The organism is Salinimicrobium oceani, from assembly GCF_012037645.1.
Genome location: NZ_JAAVJR010000221.1, coordinates 1 through 616, shown reverse-complemented (window position 1 = coordinate 616; position 616 = coordinate 1). Strand labels below are relative to the sequence as shown.

The 616-nt window shown below is 45.9% G+C and carries 1 pseudogene; it reads right to left on the bottom strand.

What is annotated here, in order from left to right:
* A pseudogene (locus tag HC175_RS16375) lies at positions 1 to 616 on the bottom strand (hydroxymethylglutaryl-CoA reductase); the annotation flags it as partial.

Sequence of the window (616 nt, the reverse complement as noted above, 5' to 3'; positions counted from 1 at the left end):
CTGCCCGGTATGGTTCGGCTTCAGCAATTTTCAATGCCCTCACGAATTTTGCCGCGAAATCCTCTCCGCTCATCTCATGATCTGCCAGTTCTTCCACATCACAGGAAACTTCAGCTCTCACAACACAATCCGGAACATAATTGGACAGGATGCTCATCACGATCTCGATATCTTTTTCCGAAGCAGAAAAATTTTCATAGGTAGCGGCTTCAGCTTTAAAGGTTTCAGCAAAACGTTCAAGGCAGGAATTGATAAAATTCGCGCCCATGGAATCTTTGGTTTCAAAGGTGCAGTGCAGCTGGAAGTAATCTCCCAATAATTCAGTTTTATCCCGAAGTTCCAGATTGATCACTCCGCCGCCGCGTTTTTCCATGTTCTTGGTAAGGGGAGCGACCGCCTCCAGCAATCTTGGCTTTACGTGTAGAAAGAAATCGGAAAGCTTTGATCTATCTCCCTGGTACATGAAATGCACCTGACCTATTTTTTGAGTGCCCAGGACCTCGGCTTTAAATCCTCCGCGCTTTCCCCAAAATTTTGCTGCCTTGCTGGCTGCTGCAATGACAGAACTTTCCTCGGTCGCCATAGGAATAGCATAAAGTTTCCCATTAATAAGGAA